The sequence below is a fragment of the Streptomyces sp. PTY087I2 genome (assembly GCF_001687325.1).
Taxonomy (GTDB): domain Bacteria; phylum Actinomycetota; class Actinomycetes; order Streptomycetales; family Streptomycetaceae; genus Streptomyces.
In genome coordinates this window covers 189,953-209,399 of sequence record NZ_LZRD01000012.1, presented here as the reverse complement: position 1 = coordinate 209,399, position 19,447 = coordinate 189,953, and the positions used below count along the sequence as shown (strand labels likewise).

11 protein-coding genes are annotated in these 19,447 nt (G+C 73.1%); 4 read left to right on the top strand and 7 right to left on the bottom strand.

All coding sequences use genetic code 11. The annotated features are described in order from the left end of the window. Window positions 1-66: 66 nt before the first annotated feature. From A3Q37_RS15875 to A3Q37_RS15865, 3 genes are read right to left on the bottom strand one after another with little or no spacing between them, the layout of a single operon-like run. Window positions 67-1,533 carry a DHA2 family efflux MFS transporter permease subunit gene (locus tag A3Q37_RS15875; RefSeq protein ID WP_065484764.1) on the bottom strand — a complete coding sequence of 489 codons (1,467 nt, stop codon included), beginning with the start codon at window positions 1,531-1,533 and terminating at the stop codon, window positions 67-69. Next, on the bottom strand, window positions 1,530-1,739 hold the full coding sequence (locus A3Q37_RS15870) for an MbtH family protein (RefSeq protein WP_065484761.1): 210 nt from the start codon (window positions 1,737-1,739) through the stop codon (window positions 1,530-1,532). The genes A3Q37_RS15875 and A3Q37_RS15870 overlap by 4 nt, the downstream gene beginning before the upstream one ends. Before the next feature lie 5 nt (window positions 1,740-1,744). Next, window positions 1,745-9,193: a non-ribosomal peptide synthetase gene (locus A3Q37_RS15865; RefSeq protein WP_107471540.1), complete on the bottom strand. Its 7,449-nt coding sequence runs from the start codon at window positions 9,191-9,193 to the stop codon at window positions 1,745-1,747. A gap of 134 nt (window positions 9,194-9,327) precedes the next feature. Here A3Q37_RS15865 and A3Q37_RS15850 point away from each other — a divergent pair, with 134 nt between their 5' ends. Then, complete coding sequence (locus A3Q37_RS15850) at window positions 9,328-10,521, top strand: M20 family metallopeptidase (protein ID WP_065484754.1); 1,194 nt, start codon at window positions 9,328-9,330, stop codon at window positions 10,519-10,521. 76 nt (window positions 10,522-10,597) lie between these two features. Here A3Q37_RS15850 and A3Q37_RS15845 read toward each other — a convergent pair whose 3' ends face one another. Next, the gene (locus A3Q37_RS15845; protein ID WP_065484749.1) at window positions 10,598-11,605 is read right to left on the bottom strand and encodes an iron-siderophore ABC transporter substrate-binding protein; all 1,008 of its coding nucleotides are present in this window, start codon (window positions 11,603-11,605) and stop codon (window positions 10,598-10,600) included. Between the two features lie 149 nt (window positions 11,606-11,754). On the opposite strand from A3Q37_RS15845, the gene A3Q37_RS15840 reads away from it, so the two are divergent. Beyond that, window positions 11,755-12,543, top strand: coding sequence for an ABC transporter ATP-binding protein (locus A3Q37_RS15840; protein WP_065484745.1), 789 nt, complete (start codon window positions 11,755-11,757; stop codon window positions 12,541-12,543). Window positions 12,544-12,637: 94 nt separating this feature from the next. Here A3Q37_RS15840 and meaB read toward each other — a convergent pair whose 3' ends face one another. From meaB to A3Q37_RS15825, 3 genes are read right to left on the bottom strand one after another with little or no spacing between them, the layout of a single operon-like run. Next, window positions 12,638-13,642, bottom strand: coding sequence for a methylmalonyl Co-A mutase-associated GTPase MeaB (gene meaB / locus A3Q37_RS15835; protein ID WP_065484742.1), 1,005 nt, complete (start codon window positions 13,640-13,642; stop codon window positions 12,638-12,640). Window positions 13,643-13,654: 12 nt separating this feature from the next. Continuing rightward, a complete protein-coding gene (gene scpA, locus A3Q37_RS15830) occupies window positions 13,655-15,886 on the bottom strand; it encodes a methylmalonyl-CoA mutase (protein ID WP_065484737.1) in 2,232 nt (743 codons plus the stop codon). Next, on the bottom strand, window positions 15,886-17,748 hold the full coding sequence (locus A3Q37_RS15825; protein ID WP_065484734.1) for a methylmalonyl-CoA mutase subunit beta: 1,863 nt from the start codon (window positions 17,746-17,748) through the stop codon (window positions 15,886-15,888). The genes scpA and A3Q37_RS15825 overlap by 1 nt, the downstream gene beginning before the upstream one ends. A 267-nt stretch (window positions 17,749-18,015) precedes the next feature. Between A3Q37_RS15825 and A3Q37_RS15820 the strand changes: the two genes are divergently transcribed. Both A3Q37_RS15820 and A3Q37_RS15815 read left to right on the top strand, forming a co-directional pair. Next, window positions 18,016-18,534 carry a DUF6325 family protein gene (locus tag A3Q37_RS15820; RefSeq protein WP_065484731.1) on the top strand — a complete coding sequence of 173 codons (519 nt, stop codon included), beginning with the start codon at window positions 18,016-18,018 and terminating at the stop codon, window positions 18,532-18,534. A 75-nt stretch (window positions 18,535-18,609) separates the two neighbouring features. Then, window positions 18,610-19,407, top strand: coding sequence for a tyrosine-protein phosphatase (locus A3Q37_RS15815; protein WP_065484728.1), 798 nt, complete (start codon window positions 18,610-18,612; stop codon window positions 19,405-19,407). Window positions 19,408-19,447 lie beyond the last annotated feature (40 nt).

The following is a 19,447-nucleotide window of genomic DNA, read 5'->3' as shown; positions in this document are numbered from 1 at the left end:
CCCGTAACTCCGCGTCGGGCGGCATCCCCCCTCCGGATGCCGCCCGCCCCTCACTCGTATGCCCGCTCAGCCCTTGACGACCGGGGCTTCCTCCGGCGACACGCCCTCGCCGGGCGGCTCGGGAGCGTCCTCGTCGTCGAACGGCGGTGGCTGCGGGGCCTCGCGCGGCAGCCGCAGCGCGATCAGCGCGCCCACGGCGACGAGTCCCGCCGTCACCCAGACCGCCGTACGGTACGGGCCCGGGTCGGCGGAGGCCTCCGTCACATGACCGCCGCCGATCACCGCCGCACAGGCGGCGATGCCCAGCGCGCCGCCCAGCGTGCGGACGATCTGGAACAGGCCCATCGCCTGCCCCATGTCGGGCGGTGCGATCGACTCGAAGCCGGAGATCTGCACGGTGAGCACCGCCGTCCCCAGCACCAGACCGATCAGGAACATCAGCCCGCGCACGCTCCACGCGTTCTCCGCCACTCCGGGCACGGCCAGCGCACCGAAGACCGCCGCCGCGACCAGCAGCGCCGGAACGGTCAGCAGCCGGGGGCCGAGCCGAGGCAGCAGCCGGTCCACCACCTGCGAGGCCAGCATCAGCCCCACCGCCTCCGGGAACACGCTCAGCCCGGCGTCCAGCGCCGAAGCGCCCAGGCTCGCCTGGTAGAGCAGCGGGAAGACGAACAGCACGCCCATCAGCCCGGCCGCGGTCACCCCGGCGAGCGCCGAGGCCGACCCGTACACCCGGTCGGCCAGCAGCCGCAGCTTCAGCAACGGCGTCTTCGCCCGCACCTGGTGCAGCACCGCCGCCACCAGCAGGACGGACCCCAGCGCCGCGCTCACGGCGACCGCGGGCTCCGTCCAGCCCTGCGAGGGGCCGAAGCCCAGCGCGTACGTCAGCAGACCCAGCGCCGGGGTCGCCAGCCAGAAGCCGACCGTGTCGAACTTCCCCTCCGGTCCCTCGACATGCTCCCGCAGACCGAGGACGCCCAGCGCGACGGCCGCCGCCCCGATCGGCACGTTCACGAAGAACAGCCAGTGCCAGGAGAGGTGTTCGGTGAGCAGGCCGCCCAGTGGCGGGCCGAGCGCGGGCATCAGCGCCGTCGGCACGATCAGCACCTTCGCCAGCTTCATCCGCTCGTGCGGCGGGAACGCCCGGAACAGCAGCGTCATCCCGACCGGCGTCAACAGCCCGCCCGCCAGGCCCTGTACGGCCCGGGCGACCACGAGCGTCGTGAGGTCCGGAGCCAGCCCGCAGACCGCCGAGGCGATCGTGAACGCGGCCAGCGCGCCGAGGAACACCCGCTTCGTCCCGAACCGGTCGCCCAGCCACCCCGCCACCGGCAGCCCCACCGCGAGCGCGACCAGGAAGGCCGTCTCCACGGTGTTCGCCGCCGACAGCGGGCGGCCGAAGTCGCCCGCGATCGTGTAGAGCGCCGGGTTCACGATCGTCGAGTCCAGGCCGTTCATGCACATCGCGGCCGTGTAGACGAGGACGACCGCGACCCGGGGACGTATCCGGGGCCGGATCAGCAGCCCGCTCACCGCGCGGCGGCGGAGACGGGGGCGGGGCCGGCCCAGTGCGCGGTGATCCAGTCCAGCGCGTCCTGCCGGGCGCACGGACCGTGAGCCGTCGACCAGCCCTCGGGCACCGCGGCGAACAGCGGCCACAGCGAGTGCTGACCCTCCGCGTTGGTCAGGACGAGGAACTCCCCGTCCGCGTCGAAGGGGTTGGCGGATGCGTCGCTCATCGGTGTCACTTCTCCAGCTCGGTCAGTCGGTCGGCGACCACGCGCGCGATGTGCGCGATCGGCTCGGGCAGGGTCATGTCCTTGTGCGAGCAGGCGACGTTGGTGTTGTCGATGCGCCCGCTCACGTACGGGGTCCAGGTCTCGGGCGTCAGGGTGTCGTCGATGGTGTCCACCGTGGCCCGGAAGAACAGCACATCGCCCTGGAACACCCGGTGGTCGTAGGCCCGGACGAGGTCGTTGGTGTTGAGGTACACCTCGCCGAGCGCCTCGATCTTCGCGGCGGACAGCGCGGCCAGCGGGGAGCCCTCGCGGCGCAGTACCTCAACCACGTTGGCCGTGTTCAGCTCCTTGTCCCCGAGGCTCTCGGGGCCGTAACCGCCCATGGTGAGCAGCGATTCGAGCGCTTCGGCCTGATCGGGCACCGGCAGGTCGCGGAAGCCCTCGGCGGGGTACGCGTCCAGGATCGCCAGCAACTCGACCTCCTGGCCCGCCTCCTGGAGCACCGCCGCGATCGCGTGCGCGATGATGCCGCCGGTCGACCAGCCGAGCAGCCGGTAGGGACCCTCCGGCTGGACCTCCCGGATCCGGGACGCGTAGTGCGCCGCCAGCTCCTCCAGCGTGGTGGGCAACGGCTCGTCCGCCGTCGCCTCGCCGACGCCCTGAGCCTGGAGCCCGTAGATCGGCACATCGGCGGGCAGGTGGCGGATCAGACCGGCGTAGCACCAGCTCAGGCCGCCCGCCGGGTGCACGCAGTGGACAGGGGCCCGGTCGCCGGGGCGGGCGGGCCGCAGCGGCAGCAGCACATCCAGCGGGTCCTCCTCGCGCGAGACGTCCAGCGCCGTGTCCAGCGCGGCGGGCGTCGGCGCCTGGAAGACCGTGCCGATCGACACCTCGATGCCGAACGCCGACCTGATCCGCCCGGCCAGGCGCACCGCGAGCAGCGAATGGCCGCCCAGGTCGAAGAAGTTGTCCTCCACCCCGGCGGACGGCAGCCCCAGCACCTCCGCGAAGATCGAGCAGAGCTGCTCCTCGCGGACCGTGCGCGGCGCGCGGCCTCCGGCGTTCACCGGAACGCCCGGGGCGGGCAGCGCCTTGCGGTCCAGCTTGCCGTTGCCGGTCAGCGGCAGCCGGTCCAGCACCACCACCGCCGAGGGCACCATGTGCACCGGCAGCGTGGCGGCGGCGTGCTCGCGCAGCGCCGCCGGGACCGGGTCCGTGCCGGGCGAGGGCACGACGTAACCGACCAGCCGCTTGTCGCCGGGCTGGTCCTCGCGGACCACGACCGCCACATCCGCGACCTCCGGATGCGCGGCCAACACCGCCTCGATCTCGCCGAGTTCGATACGGAACCCACGGATCTTGACCTGCTGGTCGCCCCGGCCGAAGTACTCCAGCGTGCCGTCGACGCGCCGCCGGGCGAGGTCGCCCGAGCGGTACATCCGCCGCCCGCTCTCCCCGAAGAGATGCGCGAACGGGTCGGCGACGAAGCGTCCCGCCGTCAGGTCCGGGCGGCCCAGATAGCCGAGCGCCACGCCCTCGCCCGCGACGTACATCTCGCCGGTCACCCCGGGCGGCACCGGCTGGAGCCGGTCGTCCAGGACGTAGACGCGCAGGTCGGGGATGTTCACGCCGATGGTGCTGGAGACCGCGGAGGCGGCGGCCGCCCGGTCCAGCGCCAGATACGAGACATGGACGGTCGTCTCGGTGATGCCGTACATGTTGACCAGCGTCGGCGCGTTCTCCTGGTGGCGGGTGTACCAGTCCGCGAGCCGCCCCAGCTCCAGCGCCTCCCCGCCGAACACCACGTACCGCAAAGCCAGTTCGTGACCGGGAGCCTCCCGGTCGGCTGCGGCGAGCTGGTAGAAGGCGGACGGCGTCTGGTTGAGGACGGTCACCCGCTCCTCCGCCAGCAGCCGGAGGAAGGCCTGCGGGTCACGGCTGGTCACATGCGGTACGACGACGACCCGGCCGCCGTACAGCAGCGCGCCCCACAGCTCCCACACGGAGAAGTCGAACGCGTAGGAGTGGAACAGCGTCCACGCGTCGTCCGGCCCGAACGAGAACCAGTGCTCGGTCGCCTTCAGCAGCCGCGTCACATTGTGCTGGGTGACGACAACTCCCTTGGGCCGCCCGGTGGATCCCGAGGTGTAGATGACGTACGCCGGGTCCTGCGGGGTCAGCGGCCGGGTGCGGTCCGCCTGGGTGACCGGCCCGTCCGGGAAGCCGGCCGCCTCGTCCACCGTGATCAGCGGCAGATCGTGCGCGGGCAGCCGCCCGGCCGTCGCCGCGTCGGTGATCAGCGCCGCCGGGCGGGCGTCGTCCAGCATGTACGCGAGCCGGTCCGCCGGGTAGTCCGGGTCCATCGGCAGATACGCGGCCCCCGCCAGCGACACCGCGAGCAGCCCGGCCACCAGGTCCAGGGAGCGCGGCAGCGCGAGCGCCACGATCGAACCGGGGCCGATGTTCCGGTCCGCCAGCAGCCGGGCCAGCGACTGGGCCCGGGAGGACAGTTCGGCGTACGTCAGCGCATCGCCCTCGCAGCTGACCGCGACCCGCTCCGGGTGGCGGCGCGCGGCGGCCCCGTACACCTCGGCCAGGGTGAGCGGCGCGGGCCGGTCGCCGGAAGGGACGCCGTTGGCCTCGACCAGGGCGCGGTGCACCTCGTCCTCGCCGAGCACGGGCAGCAGACCGACGGGGGTCTCCGGCCGTTCGGCGGCGGCCGTCAGCAGCCGGGACAGCCGGTCCGCCAGGGCCTGCGCGGTCGACCGGTCGAAGAGGTCGGTGCGGAACTCCAGGAAGCCGCCGATCCCGCCGTCGGGCAGCTCGCCCGCGTTCAGGGTCAGATCGAACTTCGCGGTGCCCGACGGCACGGCGGTCAGCCGCGCGGTGGTGTCCGGGCCGAGGGTGACGGGCGCGTCCGCGATCGACTGCCAGGCCAGCATCACCTGGAACAGCGGGTGCCGGGACAGCGAGCGCGGCGGGTTCAGCGCCTCGACGAGGTGGTCGAACGGCAGCGCGTCGTGCTCGTACGCGGCCAGCGTGGTCGTCCGCACCCGGTCCAGCAGATCACCGAAGGCCGGATCGCCGGAGGTGTCGGTGCGCAGGACCACGGTGTTGGTGAAGAAGCCGACGAGCCCGGCCGTGGCGCCGTCGTCGCGGCCCGCCACGGGGGTGCCGAGGGGGATGTCGGTGCCGCAGCCGTGCCGGGTCAGCAGAGCGGCGAGCCCGGCCTGCACGGTCATGAACACGGTCGCCCCGTGCGCCCGCGCGAGCCGGCGCAGCGCCTCGTGCGCCGTGGCGTCCAGGGCGAAGGGCACGGTGTCGCCCGCCGAGGTGGCCACCGGCGGGCGGGGCCGGTCGGTGGGCAGCTCCAGCTGGTCCGGCAGCCCGGCGAGCGCCTCGCGCCAGTGGGCGAGCTGGGCCTCGGCGAGCGCGGTCGGCTCGGCCGGGGAGCCCAGGAGCAGCTGGAGCCGGGCCGTGTGGTCCACGTACTGGCCGGCCAGGGGCGCGAACTCCGGGGCGCGGCCCGCCAGGCGCGCGGTGTAGGCGGTGGCCAGGTCGCGGGCGAGGGGAGTGGTGGAGGCCCCGTCGCCCGCGATGTGGTGGAGCAGCAGGAGCAGGGTCTGGTGGCCGGGTCCGTCGTTGAAGAGGACCGTGCGCAGCGGCGGCTCGGTGGCGAGGTCGAAGCAGTGGCGGACGGCCTCGGTCAGATCGCTGCCCAGCTCCGCGAGGTGCAGCACCGGCCGGGCCGACTCCGCGCCCGGAGGAAGAATCAGCTGGTGAGGGGTGCCGTCCGCGTCGGCTCCGGACCCGTCTCCGGACGCGTTGTCAGTGCGCGGATATACCGTTCTCAGTGTCTCGTGACGGTCCACCAGGTCGTGCAGGGCGAGCTGGAGAGCGTCGTGGTCCAGGGGGCCGGTGACGCTGAGCACGAGCGGGATGTTGTAGGTCGGGCTGGGGCCTTCGAGGCGGTGGAGGAACCACAACCGCTGCTGGGCCGGGGAGAGAGGGAGGGGACCGGTGCGGGGGACGGGCGAGAGCGGCACGGAAGCGGTGCCCGCGCCGCTGCGGGTGCGGACCTGCGCGGCGAGCGCCGCCGGGGTGGAGTGGCGGAAGACGTCGGCGATGGAGAACGGGACGGCGAAGTGCTCGCGGACGCGGGCGGCCAGCCGGGCGGCGAGCAGCGAGTGCCCGCCGAGGTCCAGGAAGCCCGCGTCGGCGGCCGGGGGCTCCGCGATACCGAGCACGTCGGCGTAGAGACCCCGCACGATCTCGGTGTGCGGGTTGCTCCCGTCGGCGGCCTCCGCCCCGGCGGCGGAGGAGAGCGGTTCGGGATCGGGCAGCGCCCGGTGGTCCAGCTTGTCGTTGGCGGTACGGGGGAGCGCGTCCAGCAGCGTCACGGTCGCGGGGACCATGTGCTCGGGCAGGGCGGCGGCCAGATGGTCGCGCAGCTCGCCCGGCGCGGGCGGCGTGGCGGCGTCCTTCGTCGGCACGGCATAGGCCAGCAGCCGCTTGCCCTGGCCGGTGTCGCGGGCGATGACGGCGGCTGCCGAGACCTGGGGGTGGGCGGCCAGGCGTGCCTGGATCTCACCGAGTTCGATCCGGAAGCCACGGATCTTCACCTGGTCGTCGCTGCGGCCCAGGAACTCCAGGGTGTGGTCGGCGCGGCGGCGCACCAGGTCGCCCGTGCGGTACATGCGGCCCCCGGGCTCGCCGTGCAGCGCACCGAACGGGTCCGCGACGAACCGCTCGGCGCTCAGATCGGGGCGGCCCAGATAGCCGAGGGCCAGGCAGGCCCCCGCGACATACAGCTCACCCGTCACATCGGCGGGCACGGGACGGAGGGAGGAGTCCAGGACGTAGACGCGTGAGCCGCGCACGGGGCGGCCGTCGGGCCGGGCGGGGGAGTCTCCCGGCACCCAGTAGTAGGCGTCGACCGTCGTCTCGGTCGGCCCGTAGAGGTTGACCGGGTGCACGGCCGTCGCCTCGGTCAGCCGCTCCCACAGGGCCGGGGGGACGGTCTCCCCGCCGACCACGATGTGGGCCGGGTGGTGGCGGCCCTCGTCCAGCAGGCCTTCGGCGAGCAGCGCTTCGGCGTAGGAGGGGGTGACATCGAGATAGTCGACCAGGTGTGCGTCGACGTACGCGGTGAGGGCAGCCGGGTCCCGGTAGGCGGCGTCGTCCAGCAGATGCAGTTCGTGCCCGTGGACCATCCACAGCAGCGGGTCCCACGACGCGTCGAAGGCGAACGAGGCGCTGTGCGCGACCCGGAGGCGGTCCCGGCCGGTCCGTGCCACGGCCGGGGCGATGTGGTCCGTGCCGTGCCCGGCGCAGAGGTTGGCGAGCGAGGCGTGGCTGACGAGGACGCCCTTGGGGCGGCCCGTGGAACCGGAGGTGTGGATGAGATAGGCGGGGTCACCGAGCGCGGGCCCGGCGGGCAGCGGACCGTCGGGGCAGGCGGCGAGGGCGTCGGCCGTGGCGGGCGCGTCGAGCGCGACCGTCGGCAGCCCGTGGTCGGGCAGCGCGGCGAGCGTCGCCGCCGTGCCGATCACGCACAGCGGGCGCGCGTCCTCCAGAACGGCCAGCGTCCGGGCGGCGGGGTGGCCGAGGTCGAGCGGCTGGCAGACCCGGCCCGCCTTGAGCACGGCCAGCAGCGCGACGACCATGTCGGCGGTCCGGGGCAGCGCCAGCGCCACGGTGCCGCCTGCGTTGGGGGCGTCGTCCGCGTCGTCGGCGCCACCAGCACCTTCGGCGCCACGGGCGGCCCCCCGGCGGCCCGAGGCGTCGAGGCCGGTCAGCAGGTGGGCCAGGCGGTCGGAGGCGGCGTCCAGTTCGGCGAAGGTGAGGCGGGCGCCGGGCGCGGCGGCTGCCTCGGCGGCGCCCGCTCCCGGCTCCGTACGCGGGCCGGCCCCGGCGTCCGTCCCGGAGTCCGCCTCCGCGTTCGCCCCCCGGAACGTGCCCGCCACGGTGGAGCGTACGGCGACGGCGTCGGGCGTCCGGGCGGCCTGCGCGGTGAACGACCGGGGGAGGGGGAGCGCGGCGGCGGGTTCGGTGCGGCCGGAGGTGGCCTCGCGCACCTGGTCGCCGGTGAGCAGGTCCAGGGTGCCGATCGCCCGCGTCGGGTCGGTCAGGAGCAGCTCGGCCAGCCCGTCCAGATAGTGCAGCCAGGTGGCCTCGTGGGCGGCGAGGTCATCGGGGCCGTACGCGGCGGGGTCGGCGTCCAGGGTGAGCCGCAGGCCGCCGTCCGGGCCGGGGGCCGCGCCGACCGCGAGCCCTTCCACGGGCCCGGCCGCGAGATTGCGTACGGTGCCGGTGGTTCCGGCGAAGTCCAGGGCGTCGTCGAACGGCTTGACGTTGACCATCGGGCCGGTCAGCGGGGTCTCGGCCGACTCCAGGGCCAGATCGCGGCGCAGGTCCGCCTGCGGGTAGCGCTGGTGGCGGCGGACCTCACGGATCTCCAGCACCACCCGGCGCAGCAGCTCGGCCCCGGTGTCCGCAGGGCGTACGGCGATCCGCAGCGGCAGGACGTTCACGGCCATGGCCGGGGTGCGCAGGGCGGCGGGACCCCGGCGGTTGGTCAGCGGAAGACCCAGCACCACGTCCTCGGCGCCGGTGAGCCGGTGCAGATGACCGGCGGTCGCGGCCACCACCAGCTCGGCCCAGGTCGCCTTCACCGCACGCGCCGCCGAGGACAGCCGTTCCAGGGCATCGGCCGGGAGATCGGCGGTGCGGTGGGGGCGACCGCCGTCCGGTGCGTTCTCAGTCGGTGCGAGGACCGGGGAGCGGTGCGGCACCGCCACCGCGGCGCCCGCCATACGGGCCGACCAGAAGGCCCGGTCCGCCGCGTACTCCTCACCGGCCAGATACGCGGTCTCCTGCTCGGTCAGTTCGCTCAGCGGGGCGAACCGGCTCTCGGGCAGCGGCTCTTCGGCCACCAATGCGCGGTAGAGCTCGGCGACGCGCTGCCCGATCAGGGACAGGGCGTAGGCGTCGACGGCTATGTGGTGCACCCGCTGGTACCAGCGGTGGCGCCCCTCGCCGACCCGGATCAGCGCCTGCGTCATCAGCGAGCCGTCGGCGGCGAGGTCCACCGGCCGGGCCAGGTCCTCCCGCATCCACGCCTCGGCCTCGGCCTCGGTCAACTCCAGCCGGTGCACCACGGGTTCGGCGACGGGCGCGATCCGCTGCACCGGTACGCCGTCGGCCTCCGACACGCGCAGGGCGAGGGTCTCCGCCTCGCCCACCGCCCGTCTCAACGCCTCCACGAACAGGTCCGCGTCCAGTGGCCCGTCGATCTCCACGCAGTCCGCCGTGTTGAACTCGGTGCCCAGCGGCGCCAGCTGGTGTGCGTAGTAGATGCCCGACTGGGCCGTCAGCAGGGGGAGGCCCGGGGAGGGTGCGCCGCCGGAGTGCGCTGCCGAAGTGCTGGTCGGGCGGTTCGGACGCTCATGCATAGGTGTGACGACTCCCCTGAAGGACAACGGACACCGGCCATCGGGCACGGCGCACACTTAGGTAAGGCTAAGTTAACCTATTTCCGACAGTGCAGGCGACCGCCCCGGGGCGGTCCGGAACGCCAGGAGAGCCCATGACCGTCCCCGCAGCCCCCCGCCCCGAGACGCGGGCCGACGACGTTGCCGGCGAAGGGGCCGACGAGCGGGCCCAGGCGCTCAGGGCCGCCGTCCGGGAGGCGGTCGCCGGTCACGCCCCGGCCCTGCTGGACCTGAGCAGGCGCCTGCACGCCGAGCCCGAGACCGCCTTCGAGGAGCACAAGTCCGCCGCGCTCTGCGCCGAACTCCTCGCCGCGCACGGCTTCGAGGTCACCGCACCCGCCCACGGCCTGGACACGGCGTTCCGCGCCACGATCGGCTCCGGACCCGTCACCGTGGCCATCGCCTGCGAGTACGACGCGCTGCCCGGCCTCGGCCACGCCTGCGGGCACAACCTGATCGCCGCCGCCGGAGTCGGCGCGGCCCTCGGCCTCGCCCCCCATGTGGACGAACTCGGCCTGACCGTACGGGTCATCGGCACCCCCGCCGAGGAGCGCGGAGCCGGCAAGGCGCTGCTGCTGGACGCCGGGGCGTTCGACGGGGTCGACGCCGCGATGATGGTGCACCCCTGCCCCTTCGAGATGGCCGACTTCCGCTCCTTCGCCCTCGGCACCCTCGACGTCACCTACACCGGCCGCGCCGCGCACCCCAGCCTCAACCCGCACGAGGGCCGCAACGCCGCCGACGCCCTGACCGTCGCCCAGGTCGCCCTGGGCCTCCTGCGCCAGCAACTGCCCCCGCAGTGGCGGGTGCACGGCATCACCACCGCCGCCGGAACCGCGCCCAACGCGATCCCCGACCGGGCCACCGCCACCTATGAGATACGGGCGCTGGCCGCCGAGGACCTGCGGGAGCTGCGGCAGCGGGTCGAGGACTGCTTCCGCGCCGGGGCGCTCGCCACCGGCTGCGAAGTGACCCTGGAGCGGCCGGAGCCCGACTACCTGGACTTCCGCGGCGACCCGGAGCTGCTACGGCTCTGGACCGCCAACGCCCGCGAGCTGGGCCGCGCCGAACCGGTCGAGCGCCCGCCGTTCGCCTGCACCGACATGGGCAACGTCTCGCACGTGGTGCCGTCCATCCATCCGGTGCTCGACATCAGCGGAGGGGCCTGCGGCCCGCACGAGGCCGCGTTCGCCGAGGCGGCGATCTCCCCGGCGGCCGAACAGGCCCTGCTGGACGGGGCGGTGGGCATGGCGTGGACGGCCGCCGACTTCGCGGCCGCCAGGAGCTGAGCGGCGGGACCGAAGCCGTGCGGCCCGGACCGGAGGATCCCGGTCCGGGCCGCACGGCGTTGCCGTCACCCGGAGGTCACTTGGCGGAGAGCGCCTTGACGTAGTCGCCGAGGACGACGTCCGCCGCGAGCGGGCCGCCGCGCGTGGACCACACCGAGCCGTCGACGGTCACCGCGTGGCCGTTCTTGACGGCGCCCAGCTCCTTGTAGGCGGGCTTGGACTGGACGTCCTTGAGCGCCTTCTCGCCGTCCGAGGTCAGCGTCGAGAGGAACAGCCAGTCGCCGTCGATCTCGTTGATCTTCTCCAGGCTCAGCGACGGCGTGTGCGCGTTGCCGTCCTTGTCCTGGGACTTGGGCCGCTTCAGCCCCATCTCCAGCGCGACGCCACTGGCGAACTGCTTGTTCTCCATCCAGCTGGGACCGTCCGGGTTCCAGCGGACGATGGAGACCTCGGCGCCCTTGTTCTTCCCGAGCTTCTCCCCGGCGGCCTTGGCGGCGGCCTCGTGGTCCGTGATGAACTTGTTGGCCGCGTCGAGCTTGTTGACGGCGTTGCCGACACCCCGGAAGAACAGCTTCCAGTCATCGGTCGGCGCCATCGTCACCAGCGTGGCCGGGGTGATCTCCCGGAGCTGCTTCAGCACCTGCTCGTCCTGCATGTCACCGGCGAGGATCAGGTCGGGCTTGGCGGCGACGACCTTGTCCATGACGGGCTGGAGAAGGTTGCCGACGACGTTGATGCCCTCGACCTTGTCCGCCAGGTAGGCCGGCGGCTTGTCCAGGCCCTGCCCGTTGGTGATGCCGACCGGCTTGATGTCCAGCGCCAGCACCGCGTCCAGGTCCTCCTGGGTCAGCGTGACGATGCGCTTGGGCTCGGCCGGAATCTCCACGGCCTTGCCCGTGGCGTCCTTGACCGTACGGGTCGAGGAGGAGGCGGTGTCCGCCTTGCCGGCCTTGTCCCCGGAGGACTTGCCCGAGTCGGAGTCCGAGCCGCAGGCCGTCAGGAGCAGGGTGGCGGCTCCGAGTGCGGCGACGGCTTGCGCCGCTCTTCGGACGGCGGTGCGGGCGGGGCGGCTGTGCAGGGTCATCAAGGGCTCCGGGTTCAACGGGACATGAAGCGTCGACGATCGAACGGTCGCACGGATGCGGCCGTCGGCTCGTGAGCGAGCTAAGGTTAGCCTTACTTTAGCGTCATCGGGCAAAATGCTGTCCAAGTCCTTCGGAAAGGCCGGTCTCCGTGGAAATCCGTGTCGAACAGCTCACCGCTGGATACGCCGGTCATACCGCCGTGGATCAGGTCGACCTGACGGTCCCCTCCGGTCAGGTCGTGGCGATCGTCGGCCCCAACGGCTGCGGCAAATCGACCCTCCTGCGCTCCATGGCCCGCCTCCACCAGCCCCGCTCCGGCACGGTGTACGTCGGTGACGCCGACGTATGGAAGCTGCGCCAGCGCGACGCCGCCCACCGCATCGCCCTGCTGCCCCAGGCCCCGCAGGCCCCCGAAGCGGTCACCGTGGCCGGACTCGTACGGTACGGACGCCACCCCCACCAGGGGCTGTTCCGGCAGTGGTCGCACGAGGACGAGGAGGCCGTCACCCGCGCCCTGGAGGCCACCGGCACCGCCGCTCTGGCCGGACGCCGCCTCGACCAGCTCTCCGGCGGCCAGCGCCAACGCTGCTGGCTCGCCATGGCCCTCGCCCAGGAGACCCCCGTCGTCCTGCTCGACGAGCCCACCAGCGCTCTCGACATCGGGCACGCCGTGGAGGTCCTGGACCTGGTCCGCGAAGTCGCCGCGGAGGGCCGCACCATCGTCATGGTCGTCCACGACCTGGCCGCCGCCGCGCGCTACGCCGACACCCTGGTCGCCATGCGCGACGGCAGGATCGTCGCCTCGGGGCCGCCCCGCGAGACCGTGGACGCCGCGCTCGTCCAGGAGCTCTACGGCATCGAGGCGGAGATCCTCACCGCGACCTCCGACGGGACCCCCGTCGTCGTACCGACCGTGCGCACGCCCACCGCCGTCTGAGCCACAGGCGACCGCGCAAGCGCCCGCGGGCGCCCGCAAACGCCGAGGGGCCCCTCCGTCCGGGGGCCCCTCGGTCCACTTCCTCTGCCGGGCTTCAGCCGGACGTGCCCGATCCGCCGCCGCGGAACGCGCCGAGGATCTCCTCGGCCGCCAGCGTCGCCGTCAACGTGCCCTCCCGGACCCGCTGTTCGAGCTCCGGCGCGAGCTTCCGCACCGCCGGATGGCCGTACAGGCTGTCCAGCAGCTCGTCCCGGACCATGGCCCAGGTCCAGTCCACCTGCTGATCGCGGCGCTTGGCCGCCAGCCGACCGGTGGACTCCAGGACCGTACGGTGCTGCTCCAGCCGGTCCCACAGCGTGTCCAGCCCGGTCGACTCGCGCGCGCTGCACGTGAGCACCGGAGGCGTCCACGCCGCGTCCGCCGGATGCATCAGCCGCAGCGCGCCCGCCAGTTCACGGGCGGCCGAGCGGGCGTCGCGTTCGTGCGGGCCGTCGGCCTTGTTCACCGCGATGGCGTCCGCCAGCTCCAGAACACCCTTCTTGATGCCTTGCAACTGGTCGCCGGTACGGGCCAGGGTGAGCAGCAGGAACGTGTCGACCATGTTGGCCACCGCCGTCTCCGACTGCCCGACCCCCACCGTCTCCACCAGCACCACGTCGTAACCCGCCGCCTCCATCACCACGATGGACTCCCGGGTCGCCTTGGCCACCCCGCCCAACGTGCCCGCCGTGGGGGAGGGGCGGACGAAGGCGGCCGGGTCCACCGCCAGGCGCTCCATCCGGGTCTTGTCGCCCAGGATGGAACCGCCCGTACGGCTGGAGGACGGGTCGACCGCGAGCACCGCCACCCGATGGCCCAGCCCGGTGAGCATCGTGCCGAGCGCGTCGATGAACGTGGACTTGCCCACGCCCGGCACCCCGCTGATCCCGATCCGCCGGGCCGCCCCCGCGTGCGGCAGCAGCCGGCTCAGCAACTGCTGGGCCAGCACCCGGTGTTCGGCCCGCGTCGACTCGACGAGCGTGATCGCGCGCGCCACGAACGCCCGCTTCCCGTCGAGCACTCCCTGCACATAAGCGTCGATGTCGATCTTCGCAGCCATCCGGTCAGCGGCTCACAGCTCGTGGCCGAGCGCGGCGCCGAGCCGCGTCACCAGGTCGTGGGCCGCGTCCGGGATCACCGTCCCCGGCGGGAAGACCGAGGCGGCGCCCGCCTCGTGCAGGGCCTCGACGTCCTGCGGCGGAATCACCCCGCCCACCACGATCATGATGTCCTCGCGGCCCTCGGCGGCCAGCTCCTCGCGCAACGCGGGCACCAGCGTCAGATGTCCCGCCGCCAGCGAGGAGACGCCCACGATGTGCACGTCGGCCTCGACGGCCTGCCGCGCCACCTCGCCCGGCGTCTGGAACAGCGGGCCGACGTCCACGTCGAAGCCCAGGTCGGCGAAGGCCGTGGCGATCACCTTCTGGCCCCGGTCGTGGCCGTCCTGGCCCATCTTGGCGACCAGGATGCGCGGCCGACGGCCCTCCGCCTCCTCGAACGCGTCGACCAGCGCACGGGTCCGGTCCACGGAAGGGGACTCTCCTGCCTCTTTGCGGTACACACCGGAGATCGTACGGATCTGCCCCGCGTGCCGGCCGTACACCTTCTCCAGCGCGTCCGAGATCTCGCCGACCGTGGCCATCGCGCGCGCCGCGTCGACCGCCAGCGCCAGCAGATTGCCCTCCAGGCCCGGACCGGGGTCGCGCTCGGCCGCGGCCGTCAGCGCCCGCAGTGCCTCCTGGCACGCCACCTCGTCGCGCTCCTCGCGCAGCCGGCGCAGCTTCTCGATCTGCTGCGTCCGCACCGAGGAGTTGTCGACCTTGAGCACATCGATCTGCTCGTCGGTCTCCACCCGGTACTTGTTCACGCCGATCACCGGCTGCCGCCCGGAGTCGATCCGCGCCTGCGTCCGCGCGGCCGCCTCCTCCACCCGGAGCTTGGGGATGCCCGCGTCGATGGCCTTCGCCATCCCGCCGGCCGCCTCGACCTCCTCGATGTGCTGCCAGGCCCGCTCCGCGAGGTCGCGCGTCAGCTTCTCCACGTAAGCGCTGCCGCCCCACGGGTCGATGACCCGGCAGGTGCCGGACTCCTGCTGGAGCAGGAGCTGGGTGTTACGGGCGATCCGCGCCGAGAAGTCGGTGGGCAGCGCCAGCGCCTCGTCGAGGGCGTTGGTGTGCAACGACTGGGTGTGGCCCTGCGTCGCGGCCATCGCCTCCACACACGTACGCGTCACGTTGTTGAACACGTCCTGCGCGGTCAGCGACCACCCCGAGGTCTGCGAATGGGTGCGCAGCGAAAGCGACTTGGGGTTCTTCGGGTCGAACTGCTTGACCAGCCGCGCCCACAGGAGCCGGGCCGCCCGCAACTTGGCGACCTCCATGAAGAAGTTCATCCCGATCGCCCAGAAGAACGACAGGCGCGGCGCGAACGCGTCGACGTCCAGGCCGGCTTCCTGTCCGGCGCGCAGATACTCCACGCCGTCGGCGAGCGTGTACGCCAGCTCCAGATCGGCCGTCGCCCCGGCCTCCTGGATGTGATAGCCGGAGATCGAGATGGAGTTGTAGCGCGGCATCTTCTGCGAGGTGAACGCGAAGATGTCGGAGATGATCCGCATCGAGGGCGACGGCGGATAGATGTAGGTGTTGCGGACCATGAACTCCTTCAGAATGTCGTTCTGAATGGTCCCGGCCAACTTCTCGGGCGGTACGCCCTGTTCCTCGGCGGCCACGATGTACAGCGCCAGCACGGGAAGCACCGCGCCGTTCATCGTCATCGACACCGACATCCGGTCCAGCGGAATGCCGTCGAACAACTGGCGCATGTCGTAGATGGAGTCGATGGCCACCCCGGCCATACCGACGTCACCGGTCACGCGCGGGTGGTCGCTGTCGTAACCCCGGTGGGTCGGCAGGTCGAAGGCGACCGACAGACCCTTCTGCCCGGCCGCGAGGTTACGCCGGTAGAAGGCGTTGGACTCCTCGGCCGTGGAGAAACCGGCGTACTGACGGATCGTCCAGGGCTGGTTGACGTACATCGTCGGGTAAGGCCCGCGCAGATACGGGGCGATGCCCGGGTAGCTGTGCAGCGCGTCCAGGCCCTCCAGGTCCTCACCGGTGTAGAGCGGCTTGACCGTGATCCCCTCGGGCGTCTCCCAGAGCGGCGCCTCGGCGCCGTCGGCCGCCTTGGTCACGGCCGCCTGCCACTCCCCGGCCGAAGCAGCCGAAGCGGCGGGCTCGGTGGACACGAGCGGTACGTCGGAGAAGTCGGGAACGGAGGCGTTGCGGTCCGTGGGCGAGGTCGGCATCACGCCACTCCCATGCGGTCGAGAACGGAGGTGAGAACGGCGACCGCGTCGCAGCCCGCGAAGACATAGGAGTCGACATCGGCGTACTCGCCGGGGCGCCCCGCGAGGAACACCTGCGTCGCGCCCGCCGACTTCAGCGCACCGGCCACGGCGTCCGCCTGCTCGGCGTAGAGCGCGTCCGACGAGCACAGCACGGCGACCGGCGCCCCGGAGGCGGCCAGCGCACCGGCGGCCGTGTCCGCGTCGACGGAGACCGGGTCGTGCACCGCCTCGACCCCGCCCGCCCCGAAGAGGTTGACGGCGAAGGAGACCCGTGCCGTGTGCGCGGCGGCCGGGCCGAGCGCCGCGACGAACACCTTCGGACGGCTACCCGTCGCCGCGAGGTGCGCGTCCGACCGCGCGCGCAGCACCTCGAACGCCTCGTCCCGCCGGACCCGGGGCAGACCGCCCGGGGCACCGGCGTAGGCGTCGGGGGCCGGCTCGCGCTCCACCGGGCGCTCGCCGGGCATCGGGAACTCGCTGACCCCGGTGATCGGTTCCTTGCGACGCGCCAGCTTCGCGCTGCGCGCCGCCCAGGTCGCGGCCAGCCGCTCGGCGACCGTGCCCGAGCGCAGGGCGGCGGGCAGGCCGCCCGCCCGCTCGGTCTCCTGGAAGTACGCCCAGGCGGCCGCGGCGAGTTCGTCGGTCAGCCGCTCCACGTACCAGGAGCCGCCCGCCGGGTCGATGACCCGCGCCAGGTGCGACTCCTCCATCAGGATCGTCGAGGTGTTACGGGCGATGCGCCGCGCGAACGCGTCGGGCAGGCCCAGCGCGTGATCGAACGGCAGCACGGTCACGGAGTCCGCGCCGCCCACCCCCGCGCCCAGCGTGGCGAGCGTGGTGCGCAGCATGTTCACCCACGGGTCGCGGCGCGTCATCATCACCGGCGAGGTGACCGCGTGCTGCCGCTGCGCCCCGGCGGCGGGAGCCCCGGACGCCTCGGCGACCCGCGCCCACAGCCGGCGCGCCGCGCGCAGCTTGGCGATGGTCAGGAACTGGTCGGCGGTGGCCGCGTACCGGAACTCCAGCTGCCCGCAGGCCGCTTCCACGCTCATCCCGGCAGCGGTCAGGGCCCGCAGATAGGCGACGCCGGTGGCCAGGGAGAGCCCCAGCTCCTCACCGGCCGAACCGCCCGCCTCGTGGTACGGCAACGCGTCCACGACGATCGCCCGCAGCCCGGGGTACTCCGCGTCGCACCGCTGCGCCCAGCGCACGGCCGGGCCGAGATCCGCCTCGACGCCCGTCCGGGCCTCATGGCCCAGCGGGTCCGCGCCCAGCGTGCCGCGCGCCTCGTCCTTGGCGACGCCGCGCTCCTCGTACAGGCGCAGCAGCTCCGTCGCGGCGCCGTCCAGGTCGGCCGGGGCGTCCAGCGCGAGGGGCGCGAGATCGAGGTACACACCGTCCAGCGCCCGCGCGAGCCCGTCGACGGGCACGCCTGCCGGACCGCCCACCGTGAGCCAGAGCGAGGTGACCCCGTTCTCCAGATCGCCGAGCAGCGCCTCATTGAGCCGGGCCGGGTCGGTCAGGGCGTGGCGCTGGCGCACATCCCAGCCGCCCGCCGCGTTCCCCTCGGCCCTGCTGCCCCGGGTGAAGGGGGCGAAGCCGGGAAAACCGGTGTCCGGCGACTCGTCGCTCGCGGTGTAGAGGGGGCGGGTGGTGAGCCCGTCCTCCAGTGTGGTGGACAGCGCTTCCTCGGCGGCCGGGCCCGAGACTTCCTTGCCCGACTTGCGCAGTACGCCTTCGACGAGGCTCTGCCACTGGTCGTGGGAAGGGTCGGGGAACGCGGCGGCCGGAGAGAGCCCGTCAGCAGGCTGGACCGTCATGCTCAGATGCTAGGGCAGTGCGCCGAAGGAGCAGCAGGGGCACATGCTGTGACCTTGCCCTCTCAGGCATGTACTTGATCCTTTACCTACGGTCGCGTAACCGGTCCGGGCGGACGCGCGAGGGCAACACGACGATCCTCGACATCGGATGAATTGGGGTACTGATGCATATTATGTGCGAAGTTTCCTGATTTCTTATGCCATCCCTGGAATGCCGTATCCACCCCGGCGCCCCCGCGGCCGCCGGGACACGGAGAGGACGCGACCGTGGCCGTCGGACCTGTGGAACACCTCGTCATCGCCTTTCCCGGCAGTCGCTTCACCGGGTCGGTCGCCCCCGCGCTCGCCGAAGCCGTGTCGTCCGGTGCCGTACGCGCCGCTGACCTGGCCTTCGTCCGGCGGACCGAAGGCGGCGCCCCGGCCCCCGTGGAGCTGCGGGAGCTGGACCCCGAGGGAGTGGTTCCCGCCGATACGGGGGAGGGCGGGGCGGCGGCGGTGCTGAGCCCGGAGGACATCGACCGGCTCGACAAGGGCGTTCCGGCGGGCGATGTCGTCGCGATCGTCGTCCGGGAGGACCTGTGGACCACGGAGCTCGCCCGTACGGCCCGCGAGGCGGGCGGCACGTTCGTGGCACACGAACGACTCGGCGCCGACGGGGCGGGTACGGACGAGGCCGCGGGCGACGACATCATCAACCGGCTGGAGCGGCTCGCCGAACTGTGGAAGCGCGAGATCCTCACCGACGCCGAGTTCGTGGAGCAGAAGACCAGGCTTCTGTCGGACTGACGCGTACGTCGTCGGTCCTGGTATGGGGAATTCCTGGAATTCATCGGGGAAAATCGGGGAAAGAGGCAGTTCATCGTGCAGACCGCCCGGACCGTTCCGGCCTCCACCGTTCTCAATCTGCGCGACCTGGGCGGTATCGCCCTCGGGCGTGACCGCCGGGTGCGGCAGGGCGTCCTGTTCCGCTCGGGCCAGCTGAGCGAACTCGACCCGGCACGCGACCGCGCGGTGGCCGCGCTCGGCATCCGCACCGTCGTGGACCTGCGCACCGCCGACGAGCGCCAGTGGGCCCCGGACCGGCTGCCGGACCGGGCCCGGCTCTTCGTCGCCGATGTGCTGGGCGACCACCCGGGCGTGGCACCCGCCCGGCTCCGCTCCCTGCTCGCCGACCCGGTCGAGGCCGAACGGACACTCGGGGGCGGCCGGGCCGAGGAACTCTTCGCCGAGACCTACCGCAAGATGGTTCTCTCACCGGGCGCCGCGGCCGCCTACCGGGCCTTCCTGGAGACGGCGGCCGACGCCGCCGCCCGCCCGGTGCTCTTCCACTGCACGGCGGGCAAGGACCGTACCGGCTGGGCGGCGGCCGTCCTGCTGATGATCCTCGGAGCGCCCCGCGCGACGGTGCGCTCCGACTTCCTCGCGGTCAACCCCGCCGTACGGGCCGCCTTCGCCCCGTACGTGGCGAAGTTCCTGGACGGCGGCGGCGACCCCGCCGTCGCCGCGGCGATCATCGAGGTCCGCCCCCGCTATCTCGACGTGGCGCTCGACGCCATGGACGAGCGGTGGGGCGGCTTCGACGGCTACGTCCGCAACGGCCTGCGCGTGTCCGACGCCGTACGGGAACGGCTGCGCGACGGCCTGGTGGTCCGCGGCTGACGCGGCCACGGGTGAAGGGGCCGGTCCGGCCGAGAACGCT

Bases quoted from the DNA above. Each gene is read 5' to 3' on its own strand.
- A3Q37_RS15870 (WP_065484761.1), bottom strand. From the start codon at position 1,739: ATGAGCGACGCATCCGCCAACCCCTTCGACGCGGACGGGGAGTTCCTC.
- A3Q37_RS15865 (WP_107471540.1), bottom strand. From the start codon at position 9,193: ATGCATGAGCGTCCGAACCGCCCGACCAGCACTTCGGCAGCGCACTCC.
- A3Q37_RS15850 (WP_065484754.1), top strand. From the start codon at position 9,328: ATGACCGTCCCCGCAGCCCCCCGCCCCGAGACGCGGGCCGACGACGTT.
- A3Q37_RS15845 (WP_065484749.1), bottom strand. From the start codon at position 11,605: ATGACCCTGCACAGCCGCCCCGCCCGCACCGCCGTCCGAAGAGCGGCG.
- meaB (WP_065484742.1), bottom strand. From the start codon at position 13,642: ATGGCTGCGAAGATCGACATCGACGCTTATGTGCAGGGAGTGCTCGAC.
- scpA (WP_065484737.1), bottom strand. From the start codon at position 15,886: ATGCCGACCTCGCCCACGGACCGCAACGCCTCCGTTCCCGACTTCTCC.
- A3Q37_RS15825 (WP_065484734.1), bottom strand. From the start codon at position 17,748: ATGACGGTCCAGCCTGCTGACGGGCTCTCTCCGGCCGCCGCGTTCCCC.